This is a genomic window from Sphingopyxis bauzanensis (assembly GCF_002205675.1).
Lineage (GTDB): Bacteria > Pseudomonadota > Alphaproteobacteria > Sphingomonadales > Sphingomonadaceae > Sphingopyxis > Sphingopyxis bauzanensis.
In genome coordinates this window covers 873,893-890,410 of the sequence record NZ_NISK01000001.1, presented here as the reverse complement: position 1 = coordinate 890,410, position 16,518 = coordinate 873,893, and the positions used below count along the sequence as shown (strand labels likewise).

Sequence of the window (16,518 nt, the reverse complement as noted above, 5' to 3'; positions counted from 1 at the left end):
CACAAAGACACGAAGACACGAAGAGGGCAGGCCATGGCCATTGATCGCAGTTTGGCAGCGCAGACGACATCAAAAATACGCTGCGCGCCAAGAACTAAAGCCAAGGCCGCGATACTGCTCGGCCCCTTCGTGTCTTTGTGACTTTGTGCGAACCCTTTTCTATCGGCTCGACTTGGCGCAGCGTCGGCGGGTAAAGGGCAGCCATGACCATGCACTTCGACCCCGTTGAACTCGCGCAGGAGCTGATCGCTGCGCCCTCCGTCACCCCCGCCACCGGCGCCGTGTTCGACGTGCTGGAGGCGGCGCTCATTCCGCTGGGCTTTACGGTTGAGCGCTTTATCGACGGGATCGAGCCCGATGGGCCGGTCGAAAATTTGCTCGCAGTGCGGACCGGCTCAGGACCAAAGCATTTCGGTTTTGCCGGGCATCTCGACGTCGTGCCGCCGGGTGTGGGCTGGACCGGCGACGCCTTTGCCCCCGAAATCCGCGGCGATCTGCTCTATGGCCGCGGCGCGGTCGACATGAAGGGGTCGATTGCGGCGTTCGTTGCCGCCGCCGCCGCGACTCCGGTCGAGGCGGGGACAATCAGCCTGATCATCACCGGCGACGAGGAAGGGCCGGCGATTTTCGGCACCCGCGCGCTGATGGTGCATATGGCGGGACGCGGGATCGTGCCCGACATGATCGTCGTCGGCGAACCGACATCGGTGAACCGACTGGGCGACATGGTGAAGATCGGGCGGCGCGGGTCGGTCAATATCTGGATCGACGTGCCGGGGACACAGGGGCATGTCGCCTATCCGCACCTGGCCGACAATCCGATCCCCAAGCTGGTCAAGATTTTGGCGGCGATCGATGCGGTGGTGCTCGACACCGGCAACGACTGGTTCCAGCCGTCGAACATCGAATTTACCGATATCGAGGTCGGCAACGGTGCGACCAATGTCATCCCCGCGTCGGCGCGCGCGCGGCTGTCGATCCGCTTCAACGACCAGCATCGCGGCGCCGATCTGGTGGTAATGATCGAACGCATTGCGCATGGCGTGGAGCCCGCCGCGAAGGTGCTCGGCAAGATTTCGGGCGAAGCATTCCTGACCCCGCCGGGCGAATTGTCGGGGCTGGTCGCCGAGGCGATCCATGCCGAGACCGATGTGTTGGCGGAGATGTCGACGACCGGAGGTACATCGGACGCGCGCTTCCTGCACGCGCTGTGTCCCGTGGTCGAATTCGGACTGACCAATGCGACGATGCACAAGCTCGATGAAGCGGTGGCGGTGGCGGATCTGTACAAGCTGACGGCGATTTACCGTGGCGTGTTGATGCGGGCGCTGGTGGGCAGAATTTGATTTCACGCAAAGGGGCGAAGGGCGCCAAGAAGAATAATCGCACCCAAAAACACGAAGAGGGCAGGCAGACGTAGCGGCGGAGACTTGTCGCCGCAGGCGTTCTTGGAGGCGCTTCGCGTCATCCTCACCTAGCGGCGCGGGTGTAACCCGCCTTCTTCGTGTCTTTGTGTGAAACCCTCTTTTCTTCTTCGCGCCCTTCGCCCCTTTGGGTGAGATCAATCTTCTTTTGCGCGCCGCAGGATCAAATAGACCGCGCCCGCGCCGCCATGGCTGATATGCGCGGGGCGCAGCGCGACGATCTGGTCGGCGTGGGGCGAATAAGCGAGCCAGTCGGGCAACGACGCGCGGATCGCGCCGCGCGGACGCGGGTCGCCGTGCATCTGCGGCAGGCGGTCGGCGCCGGGGCGAAGACGTCCCGCGACCACGAGCAACACGCGCGCGCCTCGGATCAGCGCGCGGCTGATCGCGTCGTCGAGCAGCGTCTGCGCCGACGCCAGCGTATGCCCGTGCAGGTCGATGCTAAGGTCGGGGCGCACCAGTCCCTTGCGCAGCCGGCGGTCCCAATGGCCGTCGAGCGTCGCGGCACTGTGGGTGCGGCGTGGCGGCGGTAGCGGCGCAGCAGGGCGCGGTAGCGCGGCGGCGCGCGGCGCGGTGCTGCGCGGGGTCGGCTGCGGCGGGCGGATCGTCGGCGGGGCGACGGGCGCGAGCGGCGCTTTCGGCTTCGTCAGCGGCTTGACCGTCGCCGCCACCCTTTTCCACAGCGCGCTTTCGTCGGGATCAAGCCGCCGCGCCATCGCTGCGTCAGCGCGCCGGAATCAGCCGCGCGATGCTGGCGCGCGGGAGCAGGAGCAGCGCCGATCCGCGTGCCGCCATGCCGCCAGCGATCGCGCGCGCATCCTCGCCCGCTCCCCAGAAGCTGTCGAAGCGGTTGGCGCCCTTGATCGCGCCGCCGGTGTCCTGCGCGATCCACAAGCCATTGGGTTCGGCGCGGTCGAGCGAGAGGAAAACGGGGGCGCCGAGCGGCACATATTTGGGATCGGCGGCAACGCTGGCGCGGCCGGTCACCGGCAGCCCCATGGCACCGAGCGGGCCGGGGCCGGTGATTTCGCGGAAGAACACCCAGCTGGGGTTCTCGTTCATCACCGCAGCGCCGCGGACCGGATCGGCGCGCAGATAATCGAGGATGCCCTGCATCGACGCCTGTCCGCGCTGGAGTTCGCCGCGGTCGAGCAGCAGCTTGCCGATACCGACATAACCGCGGCCGTTCTGCGTATCATAACCAATCCGCATGATGCCGCCGTCGGGCAGGCGCAGGCGGCCCGAACCCTGCACTTGCAGGAAAAAGAACTCGGCGGCGTCGGCGGCGTAAGCGATTTCAAGCCCGCGGCCGTCGAGCGCGCCGCTTTCGATCGCGGCGCGGTCGTAATATTGCACCAGATTGCTGCCCTCGACACGGCCGCGGATTTTCTTGTCCTTCAGCTCGTCCGAGAAAAGCCCGAGATCGACGTCGACCAGGTCGGCGGGGCGGCGATAGATGGGGATGTCATAACCCGGGCGACGGTCACGCGATCCGGCGATTTCGGGTTCGTAATAGCCGGTGACAAACGCCGTTCCCGCGCCGATCTGTACCGTGCCGAAATAGCGCGTAAAGAAGGCCGCGGCGGCGCTGTCGGACCAGTTTTTCGCGGCGTTGCAGCTTTCGGCCCAGTCGGCGCCCTGCGTCAGCCCGCTGACGTCGGCGCGGCGCTGGACCGAAGGACAGCTGATGCGGAACGCCGCGAGCGCGGTCGCGGCCTGGTCAGCGGTCACCCCGAGCGTGGCGAAATCGGGACCAGCGAGGATGCCGCTGGCCGCGGCCGTTGTCGCGTCGGTCGGCACCGCGGCGGCGGGGAAGGGCGCACGCGGGGTGGCGGGAATCGGCTTGGCTGCGACGCCGCCGCTTTCGGAAGGGCGCGGCTGATAGGGGCGCGGCGCGGTCGTCGGCTGCGATGGCGCGGGTGCGGTGGTCGCCGGTCGGCTTCCCGAGTCGGGGATTACCGACGCGCAGCCTGCGAGTAGTGGCAGCACAACGAGAAAGGAGAATCCGAAAACCCGCGTCCGGCGCATACCGAACGAGCCAAGCGCGGGCATGGCCGTCAGGCTGCTTCGATTTCGTCGAGCAGCCAGTTGGGATCGTCGCTGCCGATGGCGCGGCGGAAGGTCCACAGATCGTCGGTGCGCGACGCGTCGCTCATCGACCCGGCAATCAGCTTGCCATCGGCGTCGCGGGTGATCGCGCTGATGTCGGCTTGATAGCGCACGGTGACGCGCGCTTCCTTGCGGTCCATTTCAACCGCAGTGATCTTGGCCGATTCGATGCCGACCAGTCGGTTTTCGAGCTTTTCGCCGCGGGCGTCGCGCGCCTCGATCGCCTCGACAAAGGCTTCGTAGCTATCGTCGTCGCACAGGTCGCGCAGCGTATCGCGGTCGCCCTTCCAATAGGCTTCGAGGATCATGCGATACGCCGCTTCGGCGCCTTCCATGAAGCGGCCCGCATCAAAATTGCGGTCGCTGGCGAGCAGCTGGCGCAGGCCGATTTCGGCGGCGGGTTCGTAAACCAGGCCCGACGTGTCGGGCGCGCCAACCGACGGCGACGGCGTTTCGCCGTCCTCCAGACGCACCGGCGCAGGCGGTCCGCGCTCGTCGCGGCGCGGCAGGACGGGTTCCTGTTCATGCCCGGTGCGCTTGCCAAGTACCGAGTACAGCCGCATGCCGAGGAACGCGGCAATCATGGCGAGCAAGACGATCGAAAAAGCAGTCACGGGCAAAAGTCCAATGCGGGCAATGGAAACATAGAAGCCAATACATAGGCGATGCACGGCCAAGTTTCAAACGCCATGGCCGCAGCGTGGCGGCAGGTCAACGATTCACCCGGGCGAAAGCCCTGCCGCGCCCCCATTGTGCTGGCTGGCGCGCGCTGCTAAGCGCCGCCGCAACCGTCTGCCGCGGACCCGACACGGCCGTGGCGCGGACCTGTTTCATCTTTTCGAGCGAAAGCATTGCACCATGGCTGACGAGACCAGCGCCGACATCAACAACCCCGCCCTGCAGCCCAATGGCGAAGACACCAGCCCGGCGATCGGCCTGATTTCGCAATATGTAAAAGACCTGTCGTTCGAAAATCCGAACGCGCCTGCGGTGTATCAGTGGCAGGACGCGCCGCAGATCGACGTCCAGTTCAACATCGCCGCCGACAGCGTTGGCGACAGCCTGTTTGAAGTGTCGTTGAAGATCGATGTCACATCGAAAGCCGATGCGGGTACGATGTTCGTGATCGAGCTGAAATACGCCGGCCTGTTCGGCGTCCGCAACGTCCCCGAAGACCAGTTGCAGCCGTTCTTCCTGGCCGAAGCGCCGCGCATCCTGTTCCCCTTTGCCCGCCGCGTCGTCGCCGATGCCGTGCGCGACGGCGGTTTCGCGCCGCTCCTGCTCGAACCGATCGATTTCCACGGCCTGTTCATGCAGCAGGTTCAGCAGGTCGAAGCCGAACAGGCGGGCAACGTCGCGCCGGTTGGCCAGGCGTAACCACGATCCGGCGGGCGGGCTGACCCGATGAGCGGCCTGCTCAAAAGCATGGGGACGATCGGCGGGCTGACGATGGTCAGCCGCATTTTCGGTTTCGCACGCGACATGCTGCTCAGCCGCATCCTCGGCGCGGGCGGGGTGGCCGATGCGTGGCAGCTGGCGTTCCAGCTGCCCAACATCTTTCGCCGCCTGTTCGCCGAGGGCGCCTTTGCCGCCGCCTTTGTTCCGTTGTTCAACCAGCGGATGACAAAGGAGGGCGACCATAGCGAGGCGCGCGCCTTTGCCGATGCCGTGCTGGCGGTGCTGATCCCGATCCTGATCGTGTTTTCGGCACTGCTGCTGATCATCATGCCGTGGATCATGCATGTGTTCGCGAGCGAGGCATTGCGCGCCGACCGCGAAAAATTCGACCTGACTGTCGCCATGGCGCGCATCGCCTTTCCCTATCTAGCGTTCATGAGCGTCGCGACGCTGTTCGCGGCGATTCTGAACAGCCTGTCGCGCTTTGCCGCCGCGGCAGCGGCGCCGATCCTGCTCAACATCTGTCTGGTTGCGGCGCTGCTGATCGGAATGTTCACCGGCGATGGCGGTGAAGCCGCGAAGGCCACCACAGGCCTGTATCTTGCGATCTCGGTGTCGATTTCGGGACTGTTCCAGCTGATCTGGTTGCTGTTCTGGGTCCGGCGTTCGGGCTTTCGCCCCGCGCTTCGCCGCCCCCGGCTGACCCCCGACGTGCGCGAAATGGCGGTGCTGATTCTGCCCGCGGTGTTCGGCGCCGGGGTCTATCAGATCAGCCGCTTCGTCGACCTGTTCTTCATCGCGATGCTGCCCGACAAGAGCATCACCTATTTGGCGATGGCCGACCGACTGAACCAGCTGCCGCTCGGCATCATCGGCATTGCGCTGGGGACCGCGATCTTGCCCGCGCTGTCGCGGTTCGTGGCGCTGGACGACCGCGACGGCGCATCGCGGTTGCAAAGCAATGCGGTCGAGCTTGCGATGCTGCTGACCGTCCCCGCGGCGGTCGCGCTGTTCATTGCAGGCCCGGCGATCACCAGTGCCTTTTACGTCGGCGGCCAATATAGCGTCGCCGATGGGCTGGCGACCGGCGCGGTCGTCGGCGGTCTGGTCGTCGGGCTGCCCGCCTATGTGCTGGTCAAGGTGCTGGTCCCCAATTTCTTTGCACGCAAGGACACGCGGACGCCGGTGTGGACCGCTGCGATTTCGCTGCTGATCAATATCGGTCTCAACCTGCTGCTGATCCCGCCGCTCGGTATCGTCGGACTGGCGCTGGCGGGGTCGATTGCGGCGTGGTGCAACGTCGCGATGCTTTACACGATCCTGCATCGCCGCGGGCTGTTCCGCCTGAGCGGACAGGTCGCCGGACGGATCGCACGCATTGTCCTGGCTGCCGCAGCGATGGCGGCAGCGCTCACTTTTGCGATCCCGCTGGCGGGCAACGCCTTTGTCGGCGGGGTGGTCGAGCGGATCGTCGCGCTCGGCGCGATCGTCGGGCTGGGCGGCCTCATATTCTTTGGTTGCGCCATGCTGTTCGGCGTGGTCAATCGCGACACCATCGGCCAGCTGCGCCGGCGCAAACTCTAACGGGATAGATATGATGCGGACGTTATCGGGCATTCAGCCCACCGGAAATTTGCACCTAGGCAATTATCTCGGCGCGATCCGCAATTGGGTGCGGATGCAGGACGAGATGCCGGGTGAAAAGCTCTATTTCCTGGCCGACCTGCACGCGATCACCGTCCATAATGATCCCGCCGAGCTGACCGCGAACACGCGCGAGATGGCGGCGGCGCTGATGGCCGCGGGGATCGACCCGGCGAAAGCGATCCTGTTCAATCAGGCGCGCGTCCCCGCGCATGCCGAGCTTGGCTGGCTATTGTTCTGCACCGCGCGGATCGGCTGGCTGAACCGGATGACCCAGTTCAAGGAAAAGTCGGGCAAGAACCGCGAAGGCGCCAGCGTCGGGCTTTATGCCTATCCGGTGCTGCAGGCGGCGGATGTGCTGCTGTACCAGACGACGCATGTGCCGGTCGGCGACGACCAGAAACAGCATCTCGAGCTGGCGCGCGACATCGCGACCAAATTCAACCTCGACACCGGGACCGAGACCTTCACTCTGCCCGAACCGACGATCCCGCCGACCGCGGCGCGGATCATGAGCCTGCGCGACGGAAATGCCAAAATGTCGAAATCGGACCCGAGCGATGCGAGCCGCATCAATCTGATCGACGATGCCGACACGATTATGGCGAAGATTCGGAAGGCAAAGACCGATGCCGAACCGCTGCCGTCGGAGGCCGCAGGGCTGGAAGGGCGCGCGGAGGCGAAAAATCTGGTGTCGATCTATGCCGCGATGACTGACGAAAGCGTCGACCAAGTGCTGACCCGCTTTGCCGGGCAGGGTTTCGGCGCGTTCAAGCCCGCACTCGGCGAGCTGCTCGTCGAAAGCCTGCGGCCGATCGCGACGCGGCTGACCGCGCTTAAGGCCGATCCGGCGGCGATCGATGCGGCGCTGGAGGATGGCGCGGCCCGTGCGACGGCGCTGGCGCGCCCGACGATCGACGCGGCTTATGCGGCGCTCGGGCTGTGTCGCTAAATTCCTGACCGGGCTTGCTAATTGGCGGCGACACTCGATACCTTGTTTTGGAACCAGGCTGCGATAAACCGGGTTCAACCAAGGTTAAGCCGTTGCGGCTTAGTCTAGGGGATAAGGGCGCGACCTTTGTGCGCCGACGAATTTACGGAGCCACCATGATGAGCATGTTCAACCTTCGCCACCTGGGCCTCGCCGCCATGACCGGCGCGGCGCTGGCGCTCGCCGGTTGCGCGACGCCGTTCAAGGCCGATGTCGCTCGCTTTCAGACGCAGCTGCCCTCGCCGCAGGGCCAAAGCTTTGTCGTCGAGTCCGGCAACCCGGCGCTCGCTGGCGGGATAGAGTTCAGCCAATATGCCAATCTGGTCGCGGGCGAACTGACCCGCTACGGCTATCGCCCCGCAGCCCCCGGTGAAAGCGCCGATCTGGTCGTGCGCATGGACTATGGCGTCGACAAGGGGCGCGAGCGCGTCGTGTCGAGCCCCGGCTTTGGCGACCCCTGGTATGGCGGTTACGGCGGCTATTATGGCCGCGGTTTCTATCGCCCGGTGATCGTCACGGGTCGTGGCGGGCGCCGTTATGTTTACGGCTATCGCGACCCGTTCCTGTGGGGTGGTTTCGGGCCCGGCTTCGGCGGCTATAACGACGTCAGCAGCTATACCGTCTATACCAGCGGCCTCAATCTGCAGATCAACCGCGCCGCCGACGGCTCGCGCCTGTTCGAAGGCCATGCCGAGGCGCAGTCGCGCGACAATAATCTGCAAACGATCGTCCCCAACCTGGTCGAGGCGATGTTCACCGGCTTCCCCGGCAATTCGGGCGAGCGGGTACGGATTACGGTGGCACCGCCCGAGAAGGGGTGAGGTTGCTGCCAGTTGATGACAAAGGCCTGCCTTTCGAACGAAAGGCGGGTCTTTTTGTCTTGGGGCGTGGGGCAATGTCGAGGGTGCGACCGAACCAACCGTCGCTCCCGCGCAGGCGGGGGTCGCTGTCGGTTTACGCGGCGACGCTGGGAAAGGCCGCTGCCGGCGCCCGCCTGCACGGGGACGACGATAGGCGCGAGGCTCCAAGCGCTGTGAATAAACCCGGGGATAAACCCGGCATAACCCGGTGGATCAGCTGTTTAAACTGCGCCGGATCGCGGCGATCTCGGCGTCAAGTTCGCTGTCAGCGACGCGCAGCGCCTCGACCGTGCGCACCGCGTGGATCACCGTACTATGATCGCGCCCGCCAAAGCGGCGCCCGATTTCAGGATAGGAGCGCGGCGTCAGTTCTTTCGCCAGATACATCGCGACCTGACGCGGGCGAGCGATCGCGCGGACGCGGCGCTTAGACGCCATTTCGGACTTGTCGAGCCGATAGTGGGCGCAGACCGCGCGTTGGATCTCGTCGATCGTGATCCGCGGGCGCGCGGTGCGGACATTTTCGGCGAGCCGGTCTTCGGCGAGCCTTAAGTCCACCGTCGTCCCCGTGAGCGCCGCGTAGGCGAGCAGCTTGTTGAGCGCGCCCTCAAGCTCGCGGATGTTGCGCGTGAAATGCTTGACCAGATAAGCGACGACATCATCGGGGACGTCGAGCATCGGCATCAGCGCGAGACGCTGGCGAATGATCCGTTCGCGCAGATCATCCTCGGGCGCCTCGATGTCGGCAACCAGCCCGCCCGACAGCCGCGACAGCAACCGCGCCTCGACCCCGTCGAGCATCGAAGGCGGGCGGTCGGCGGTGACCACCAGGCGCTTGCCTGCGGTCATCAGGTCGTCGATCGTGTGGAGCAACTCTTCCTGCGTCGAATTTTTGCCGATCACGAATTGCAGATCGTCGAGCAGCAGCAGGTCGGCGGCGCGCAGCCGCGCCTTGAATGCCATCATGTCGCCGCCCCGCATCGCGCCGACAAACTCGAGCATGAATTTTTCGGCCGACATCAAGATGATCGTCGCGGTCGGGTGCGCCGCCGCATAATCCTGCGCGATCGCCTGGAGCAGGTGCGTCTTGCCCTGCCCGGTCCCCGAGCAAAGGTAGAGCGGGTTGAACTGCGGCGCTTCGATCATCGCCATGCGGCGCGCGGCGTTGGCGGCAAGGATGTTGCTGCGCGCGATGACGAAGCGGTCGAACGACAGCCGCGGATCGAAGGGCGACGGAACCGACAGGGTCGGCGCTGCCGGGGTGTCGAAGGTCGGCAGTGGCGGGCTCGCGAGGATGGCCGCGCGGTCGCTCGCGCCGGTACCGCCGCGCACGGTGACGCCGCGCACCGTGGGCAGCAGCTGACGCCACGCCAGTTCGAGCCGATCGCCAAAGCGTTCGTTGATCCAGTTCGCCGAAAAGCGGCTGGCGGTTTCCAGCGTCACCACCCCCGACAGCGTGCAATAATCGCCAAAGCGCACGGGCTTTAGCCAATGGTCGAAGGTGCGCACGCCGAGGTCACGGCGCAAGCCTTCGGCGACGCGCGGCCAGAGCGCCGCAGCGTCACCGCTCATCGCTCCATCCCTTGCATCATCACCATGAAGTCTACCGCTCTCTGTCACGCCACACCGCCCCCGCTGATCCCCCGTCCTCAAACCTTCGCGTGGCCGCTCCACACGCCGAGTCGTCGCTTGCGCGCAGACGCAAGCATCCTTTCCGGGATCAAGCGCCCGAAGAAGTGCGAATCATGTCGATGTGGCGGCCACCGGCGATGGCCGACGACGCACCTGTCTAGTCAGGGCGAAGCGAGTCGAGCAAGGGGCGGTGGTGTAAAAATACTGAAATAAAAATCTTGACTCGACATGGGTCGCGGAATTGCGCGATAGCCATGTTTTCGTCAATGTTTTCAAGTACTTATATATGACCTTCCGGTTGCAGATCAACGAATCGCCCTATATCCGCTACTTACCGCGCTGCAACACATTTGCCATCGTCCGGTCACAATCGGAGGCACAAAAAAAGACCCGCGGGCGCGATGCCGGCGGGTCTTTTTTGTTCCCTTTCGGGACAAGCGCAATCAGGCGATTGCGTTCACGCTCTTGGTCAGGCGCGAGAATTTGCGCGCGACGGTGTTCTTGTGCAGCACGCCCTTGGCAACGCCGCGTGCCATTTCGGGCTGAGCGGCCTTCAGCGCGGTCGCCGCAGCGTCCTTGTCACCCGCGACGATCGCGTTTTCGACCTTCTTCACCAGCGTACGGATGCGCGAGACGCGATTCTTGTTCACGACGGTGCGCGCGGTGTTGCGGCGGATGCGCTTTTTTGCCTGCGGCGTATTGGCCATAAATTCCTCGGTTTCCAAACGGTGTAAGTCAGTCGGAGCGCAGCGTCACCGGAGCAGCCGAATCGCGCGAGTGCAGCGAATCAATGTCCGGATACGGCCGGTTCCGGTAACCCGGACCCTGCTCGAAGGGTGCGCGCATAGCCAGACTGACCCGGTTGGTCAATGGCTTTTGCGGAAAAGCTCCCGCATCAGCGCTGGCATTTCGGGCAAGAGAAGGTCGAGCGGCCGCTCTGGACGATCCGCGCAATCCTCCCGCCGCATTCGCACCCCTCACCCTCGCGACCATAGACGCGCCAGTCCTTGGCGAAATAGCCGAGCTCGCCATCGGGTTGTTTGTAATCGCGCAGGGTCGAGCCGCCCGCGGCGATCGACGCTTCAAGCACCGCCTTGATCGCGGGGACGAGCGCCGCGAGCTTGGCCCGCGACACATCGCCGGCGGCGCGGGTGGGCGCGATGCGCGCCATGTTGAGCGCTTCGCACACATAGATATTGCCGAGCCCTGCAACGACGGTCTGGTCGAGTAACATCGCTTTGATCGGCGCACGACGCCCCGCGAGCACCCGCGCAAGATAGGAAACGTCAAAAGCATCGGACAAAGGCTCGGGACCGAGCGTCACAAAGGCGGGAAAGTTGGTCAGCGGATCACCCGCGACCAGATCAACCGAGCCGAAGCGGCGCGGATCGTGCAACATCAGCCGTTGGCCCGCCGTAGTGTCGATGAGCAAATGATCATGTTTGCCGGGCTCGCCATTGCCGATCCGCCAGCTGCCCGACATGCCGAGGTGAAAGATCATATGATCGCCGCGGTCAGTGGCGATGATGCCATATTTGGCGCGGCGCGACAGGCCAGTGACGATCGATCCAGTGAGCCGCTGCGCAAGGTCGACGGGAAAGGGACGGCGCAGGTCAGGGCGCAGCGTCGAGACACGCACCAGCCGCTGGCCGGTCAGGTGCGGCGTCAGGCCGCGGACGGTGGTTTCGACTTCGGGCAGCTCGGGCATATCGCGCATCGGGCTACGCGCCATTTGCCTGCGCTTCAACCCTTGGCTAAAGGCCGGTGCAACTTCGTTTCTCTCCGCTTCAAGGCGCGACCCCATGAGCACTCCCGATACCGTCAGCTTTGGCTATGAACAGGTTCCTGCAACCGAGAAGACTGCCAAGGTCGGCGAGGTTTTCAGCCGCGTCGCGCGCAAATATGACATCATGAACGATGCGATGTCAGGGGGCATGCACCGGCTCTGGAAGGACCGCTTTGTGCGCCGGGTCAAACCACGCGCGGGCGAGGCGATTCTCGATATGGCGGGCGGCACCGGCGACATCGCGTTTCGCATGGAGCCGTTCGGCGCCAGCATTACCGTCGCCGACATCAACCCCGACATGCTGGGCGTCGGCATGGAACGAGCGGCGGAGCGCGGTGTGGATTCGCTGGTGTGGAGCGAGCAGAATGCCGAGATCCTGTCGTTCCCCGACCAGTTTTTCGATGCCTATACGATCGCGTTCGGCATCCGCAACGTCACCGATATTCCCGCGGCGCTGAAAGAAGCCCACCGAGTGCTGCGCTATGGCGGGCGCTTTTTCTGCCTGGAGTTTTCGACCAACCAATGGCCGGGCTTCGCGCAGGCCTATGACGCTTACTCGCATCATCTGGTGCCCAAGCTCGGCAAGCTGATCGCGCAGGATGAGGACAGCTATCGCTATCTGATCGAATCGATCCGCCGTTTCCCGCCGATGCCCGAATTTGCGAAGATGATCGGCGCGGCGGGCTTCACCGCAGTGAAGGTCGAGCCGATCATGGGCGGGCTGGTCGCGATCCACAGCGGGTGGAAAGCTTGACCCGTCCCGTCACCCATATCCTGCGCCTGCTGAAGTGGGGCCGTATCCTCGCGCGCCACGGCGCGCTGCGCGGAATCGAGACCGCACCGCAGACTCCGCCGGGGGTGAAGCGGCTGTGCCGGATCGCGCGGTTCGGCACGGTTCAACCGAAAATCCCCGACTATGCTGCCGCCTTCCAGGCGATCGGCCCCGCAGCAGTCAAGCTGGGACAAACGCTCGCGACGCGCCCCGATCTGGTTGGCGAGGAAGCCGCGCGCAACTTGCTGAGTTTGCAGGACGCGCTCGCGCCCGTCGCCTTCGAGCGCATTCGCCAAGAGATAGAGGCGACGTTCGAGGTGCCGCTCGAAAGCCTCTACCGCGAATTCGATCCCGTCCCGGTCGGGTCGGCGTCGATCGCGCAGGTCCATCGCGCCGTCACCACCGAGGGCCGCCAAGTGGCGGTCAAGATCCGCCGCCCCGGCATCGACAAGCAATTCGCGCGCGACATCGAAACCTATGAATGGGCGGCGGCACATCTCGAGGGGCTGGGCGGCGAAGCGACGCGGCTGCGGCCGCGCCAGGTGATCGCCAATTTCCGGCGCTGGACCTTGCGCGAGCTCGACTTGCGCCGCGAGGCTGCGTCGGCGTCCGAACTCAAGGACGCGATGGTCGGGGTGCCGACCTATGAAGTACCGGCGATCGACTGGGACCGCACGACGAGCAAAGTGATGACGCTCGACTGGATCGACGGCATCAAGATTTCAAACCGCGACGCACTGATCGCGGCCGGGCATGACATGGAAAAGCTCGCGGGCAATCTGGTCCACGCCTTTCTGCGTCAGGCAATCGCCGAGGGGTTTTTCCACGCCGACATGCACCAGGGCAATTTGTTCGTGAAGGCCGATGGCACGATCGCCGCGGTGGACTTTGGGATCATGGGGCGGATCAATCGGCAGGCGCGCTATTGGCTCGCCGAAATCCTTTACGGGCTGACCACCGGCAATTACCGCCGCGTCGCCGAGATTCATTTCGAGGCCCAATACGTCCCCGATTATCACAACGTCGAGGAGTTCGCGACGGCGCTGCGCGCGGTGGGCGAGCCGATGCGCGGCAAACCGGTGAGCGAGCTGTCGGTCGGGCAGATGCTCGACGGGCTGTTCGCGATTACCCGCGATTTCGACATGCAAACGCAGCCGCATTTGCTGCTGCTGCAAAAGACGATGGTGATGGTCGAGGGGGTCGCGACGATGCTCAACCCCCGGATCAATATGTGGGACGTGTCGGGCCCGTTCGTGAAGGAATGGATCCGCGACGAGCTCGGCCCCGAAGCCGCGCTCGCCGACGGTATTCGCGAACAGGGCAAGACGCTGGCGCTGATCCCCGACATCATTCGCCGCCTTGACGCGCAATTGCCGCGCAAGGGCGCCGCCCCGCCCGCGCCGCCGCTGCCCGATGTCCCTCTGATGTGGGAGAAGGGCGAAACGCGGCGATGGTGGCGCTACGCGCTGACCGCGGTAGCGGGCGCCGCGGCGGGGGCTGCGGCGCTCAACTGGCTGGGTTGAATCCAAATCCAAATGTGCATATCTTATGCGCAAGGAGAATGGCGATGGGCCGTCCAGCACGTTTTGAAGCGGTAAAAAGAGCGATCCCGAAAAAGCCCACCAATGTATCGCTCAGCGTCGATCTGGTCGAAGAAGCCAAGCGACTTGGTATCAATGTCAGTGAAGCTTGCCAATCGGGGCTCGCCGCCGGGGTCAAGAAGGCGCGCGAAGCCGAATGGCAGGAAGAAAATCGCGCTGCGATCGAATGGTGGAACGATTATGTCCGAGAAAATGGCCTGCCGCTTGCAAAATATCGGCAGTTTTGATGGCACAGTTCGACGTCCACCGCAGTCCGCACGACGGTGCATTATTGCTTGATTGCCAAGCCGACCTCTTCGGTCATTTCGGTACCCGTTTTGTCATTCCGCTCTTGCCGTCGGAGGGCAAACCAAAAATGGATCGGCTGCATCCCGTTTTCGCGATTTCTGGGGAGCAGCATTTGCTCGCAACCCCGCTGGCATCCGCCGTCGGAATAGACGATCTGGGACCTAAAATCGCGTCGCTCGCTGACCAGCGCTACGAAATCCTGAACGCCCTCGACATGCTTCTCGCCGGTTATTGACGCTATGACCAAACCCCGCATCCTGCTGATCATCGGTGGCGGCATCGCCGCTTACAAGAGCATCGAGCTTGTCCGCCTACTCCGTAAGGCGGGCTATGTCGTGCGCTGCGTCATTACCCGCGCGGGCGAGCAGTTTGTCACGCCGTTGACGCTGGCGGCGCTCAGCGAGAACAAGGTTTACACCAATCTCTTCGACCTGAAGGACGAGGTCGAGATGGGGCATATCCAGCTATCGCGCGAGGCCGATCTGGTCGTCGTGGCGCCCGCGACCGCCGACTTGATGGCCAAGATGGCGGCGGGGATCGCCGACGACCTGGCCACCACACTACTGCTCGCGACCGACAAGCCCGTCCTCGCCGCGCCCGCGATGAATGTCCGCATGTGGCTGCACCCCGCGACACAGCGCAATGTCGCAACCTTGCGCTGTGACGGGGTGACGGTGATGGCACCGGACGAGGGTGAGATGGCGTGCGGGGAATTTGGGCCGGGGCGGCTGCCCGAACCGGCGGCGATCAAAGACGCGATCAAGGACGCGCTGGCAACTGCCCCCTCGGTGCGGCCTCTGGCTGGCCAGCCCGATTTCGCGCCCGCGAAACACCGTCCGCTCTATGGTCGCCGCATTCTGATCACCGCCGGGCCGACGCACGAGCCGATCGACCCGGTGCGCTACATCGCCAACCGGTCGAGCGGCAAACAGGGTTTTGCGATCGCCGAGGCCGCCGCGGCGGCGGGGGCCGAGGTGCTGCTGATCGCCGGACCCGTGCCGCTGCCCACCCCGCCGGGCGTCATCCGCGTCGATGTCGAGACCGCAGTCGAAATGGCCGAAGAAGTGCGGCAAGGCCTGCCCGTCGACGCCGCGATCATGGTCGCCGCGGTCGCCGACTGGCGCGCCGCCGACCCCGCGGGCCAGAAGATCAAGAAGGACCGCAGCGGCGCCGTCCCGCCGCTCGCGCTGGCCGAGAATCCTGACATCCTTGCCGGTGTCGCCACGAGCGCCGAGCGCCCCACGCTGCTGATCGGCTTTGCCGCCGAAACCAACGATGTCATCGCGCATGCCGAGGCAAAACTGGCGCGCAAAGGGTGCGACTGGATCGTCGCCAACGACGTCGCCGCCGACCCGATGGGCGGCGAGAGCAACCGGGTGCATATCGTTAGCAAAGACGGGATAGACAGCTGGGACCGACTGCCGAAAGCCGCCGTCGCCCGCAAATTGATGGAAAAGATCGCCGATGAGCTCGATGCGCGTAGCCCCCGCCAGTCCGATTGAAATTCGCATCCAGCGCCTGCCCAATGGCGGTGGACTGCCCCTGCCCGCCTATGCCAGCGAAGGCGCGGCGGGGATGGATGTGGTCGCGGCCGAATCGCTGACGATCCGCCCCGGCACGCGCCATGCGGTCGCAACCGGGTTCGCGATGGCGATCCCTGCGGGGTATGAGGTGCAGGTGCGCCCGCGATCGGGGCTCGCGCTCAAGCATGGCATCACGTGCCTCAACACGCCGGGGACGATCGACAGCGATTATCGCGGCGAGGTAAAGGTGATTCTGGCCAATCTGGGCGAGGATAATTTCGAGGTGAAACGGGGCGACCGCATCGCGCAGCTGGTTCCTGCACCCGTCCAGCGTGCGACCTTTGCCGAGGTCACGACGCTCGACGAAACGTCGCGCGGCGCGGGTGGGTTCGGGTCGACCGGTATCGAGAGCGAACCCGTTGACGAAACCGCCGCTGCCGAGGGGCTTGCGTCGCTGTCGGGCATCAGGACCCGGCGATCGAGCGAGTAG

Annotated in this window: 17 protein-coding genes; 11 read left to right on the top strand and 6 right to left on the bottom strand. The window is 64.8% G+C overall.

All coding sequences use genetic code 11. The features are described from left to right. Window positions 1-203 precede the first annotated feature (203 nt). Complete coding sequence (gene dapE / locus CDQ92_RS04355; protein ID WP_088440125.1) at window positions 204-1,346, top strand: succinyl-diaminopimelate desuccinylase; 1,143 nt, start codon at window positions 204-206, stop codon at window positions 1,344-1,346. Window positions 1,347-1,561: 215 nt separating this feature from the next. On the opposite strand, the gene CDQ92_RS04350 is transcribed toward dapE, so the two are convergent. The 3 genes from CDQ92_RS04350 to CDQ92_RS04340 are packed head-to-tail and all read right to left on the bottom strand — an operon-like array spanning window position 1,562 to window position 4,117. Beyond that, entirely contained in the window at window positions 1,562-2,140 is a 579-nt protein-coding gene (locus CDQ92_RS04350) for a Smr/MutS family protein (protein WP_088440124.1), read from the bottom strand. Window positions 2,141-2,147: 7 nt separating this feature from the next. Further along, window positions 2,148-3,476, bottom strand: coding sequence for a murein transglycosylase A (gene mltA, locus CDQ92_RS04345; protein WP_229666993.1), 1,329 nt, complete (start codon window positions 3,474-3,476; stop codon window positions 2,148-2,150). A gap of 5 nt (window positions 3,477-3,481) precedes the next feature. Further along, window positions 3,482-4,117, bottom strand: a complete 636-nt coding sequence (locus CDQ92_RS04340; protein WP_088440565.1) for a Tim44/TimA family putative adaptor protein — start codon at window positions 4,115-4,117, stop codon at window positions 3,482-3,484. 274 nt (window positions 4,118-4,391) lie between these two features. On the opposite strand from CDQ92_RS04340, the gene secB reads away from it, so the two are divergent. From secB to CDQ92_RS04320, 4 genes are all read left to right on the top strand, one after another. After that, window positions 4,392-4,910, top strand: coding sequence for a protein-export chaperone SecB (gene secB / locus CDQ92_RS04335; protein ID WP_088440123.1), 519 nt, complete (start codon window positions 4,392-4,394; stop codon window positions 4,908-4,910). Between the two features lie 27 nt (window positions 4,911-4,937). Then, window positions 4,938-6,515 (top strand): murein biosynthesis integral membrane protein MurJ, encoded by a 1,578-nt coding sequence (gene murJ, locus CDQ92_RS04330; RefSeq protein WP_088440122.1) that lies wholly within the window; start codon window positions 4,938-4,940, stop codon window positions 6,513-6,515. 13 nt (window positions 6,516-6,528) lie between these two features. Beyond that, window positions 6,529-7,527 (top strand): tryptophan--tRNA ligase, encoded by a 999-nt coding sequence (gene trpS, locus CDQ92_RS04325; RefSeq protein ID WP_088440564.1) that lies wholly within the window; start codon window positions 6,529-6,531, stop codon window positions 7,525-7,527. A 164-nt stretch (window positions 7,528-7,691) separates the two neighbouring features. Beyond that, window positions 7,692-8,387, top strand: a complete 696-nt coding sequence (locus CDQ92_RS04320) for a DUF4136 domain-containing protein (protein WP_088440563.1) — start codon at window positions 7,692-7,694, stop codon at window positions 8,385-8,387. Between the two features lie 252 nt (window positions 8,388-8,639). Here CDQ92_RS04320 and dnaA read toward each other — a convergent pair whose 3' ends face one another. The 3 genes from dnaA to mutM form a co-directional block, all read right to left on the bottom strand. Beyond that, complete coding sequence (dnaA, locus tag CDQ92_RS04315) at window positions 8,640-9,998, bottom strand: chromosomal replication initiator protein DnaA (RefSeq protein ID WP_088440121.1); 1,359 nt, start codon at window positions 9,996-9,998, stop codon at window positions 8,640-8,642. A gap of 503 nt (window positions 9,999-10,501) precedes the next feature. Continuing rightward, on the bottom strand, window positions 10,502-10,765 hold the full coding sequence (gene rpsT, locus CDQ92_RS04310) for a 30S ribosomal protein S20 (protein WP_088440120.1): 264 nt from the start codon (window positions 10,763-10,765) through the stop codon (window positions 10,502-10,504). A 188-nt stretch (window positions 10,766-10,953) separates the two neighbouring features. Continuing rightward, window positions 10,954-11,766, bottom strand: coding sequence for a bifunctional DNA-formamidopyrimidine glycosylase/DNA-(apurinic or apyrimidinic site) lyase (mutM, locus tag CDQ92_RS04305; RefSeq protein WP_088440562.1), 813 nt, complete (start codon window positions 11,764-11,766; stop codon window positions 10,954-10,956). A gap of 94 nt (window positions 11,767-11,860) precedes the next feature. Here mutM and CDQ92_RS04300 point away from each other — a divergent pair, with 94 nt between their 5' ends. The 6 genes from CDQ92_RS04300 to dut are packed head-to-tail and all read left to right on the top strand — an operon-like array spanning window position 11,861 to window position 16,518. Beyond that, window positions 11,861-12,598: a class I SAM-dependent methyltransferase gene (locus CDQ92_RS04300; RefSeq protein ID WP_088440119.1), complete on the top strand. Its 738-nt coding sequence runs from the start codon at window positions 11,861-11,863 to the stop codon at window positions 12,596-12,598. Continuing rightward, on the top strand, window positions 12,595-14,139 hold the full coding sequence (gene ubiB / locus CDQ92_RS04295) for a 2-polyprenylphenol 6-hydroxylase (protein ID WP_088440118.1): 1,545 nt from the start codon (window positions 12,595-12,597) through the stop codon (window positions 14,137-14,139). The genes CDQ92_RS04300 and ubiB overlap by 4 nt, the downstream gene beginning before the upstream one ends. A gap of 44 nt (window positions 14,140-14,183) precedes the next feature. Continuing rightward, window positions 14,184-14,444 (top strand): type II toxin-antitoxin system CcdA family antitoxin, encoded by a 261-nt coding sequence (locus CDQ92_RS04290; RefSeq protein WP_088440561.1) that lies wholly within the window; start codon window positions 14,184-14,186, stop codon window positions 14,442-14,444. Next, a complete protein-coding gene (locus CDQ92_RS04285) occupies window positions 14,444-14,740 on the top strand; it encodes a CcdB family protein (RefSeq protein ID WP_088440117.1) in 297 nt (98 codons plus the stop codon). Before CDQ92_RS04290 ends, CDQ92_RS04285 begins: the two co-directional genes overlap by 1 nt. A 4-nt stretch (window positions 14,741-14,744) precedes the next feature. Then, complete coding sequence (gene coaBC / locus CDQ92_RS04280) at window positions 14,745-16,007, top strand: bifunctional phosphopantothenoylcysteine decarboxylase/phosphopantothenate--cysteine ligase CoaBC (RefSeq protein WP_088440116.1); 1,263 nt, start codon at window positions 14,745-14,747, stop codon at window positions 16,005-16,007. Further along, a complete protein-coding gene (dut, locus tag CDQ92_RS04275; protein ID WP_088440115.1) occupies window positions 15,979-16,518 on the top strand; it encodes a dUTP diphosphatase in 540 nt (179 codons plus the stop codon). Before coaBC ends, dut begins: the two co-directional genes overlap by 29 nt.